The organism is Enterobacter sp. CGMCC 5087, assembly GCF_003144775.1.
GTDB lineage: Bacteria > Pseudomonadota > Gammaproteobacteria > Enterobacterales > Enterobacteriaceae > Enterobacter > Enterobacter cloacae_M.
The window spans coordinates 1-251 of record NZ_QFXN01000352.1 but is presented as its reverse complement, the minus strand read 5'-3'; the positions used below and the strand labels follow the sequence as shown (position 1 = coordinate 251).

At 49.4% G+C, this 251-nt stretch carries 1 pseudogene; it reads right to left on the bottom strand.

The features are described 5' to 3' along the window. Positions 1 to 17 precede the first annotated feature (17 nt). Positions 18 to 251: pseudogene (locus DEO48_RS26375) on the bottom strand (hypothetical protein); the annotation flags it as partial.

The following is a 251-nucleotide window of genomic DNA, read 5'->3' as shown; positions in this document are numbered from 1 at the left end:
ACTTCTGCCATATATCCTCACTTAGCTGTTTTCATAGCCTCTGCCATTGCCTGGCTTAATGCTGATGGCATCAGCGCTTCTGCCATTTTGTTGGCGCGGTCAAAGTAGTTCAGATGTTCTTTTACCTCGAGCGCATTACCGAAGCGAATAAGCAGCTTTGGCGGACGCTGTTTCTTACGCTCCCGGCGGGTGCCATTGGGTGAGCGTTTTAGTCGCTTCTTCCCCTTTTTGACCTTTTTCGCCTTTTTACG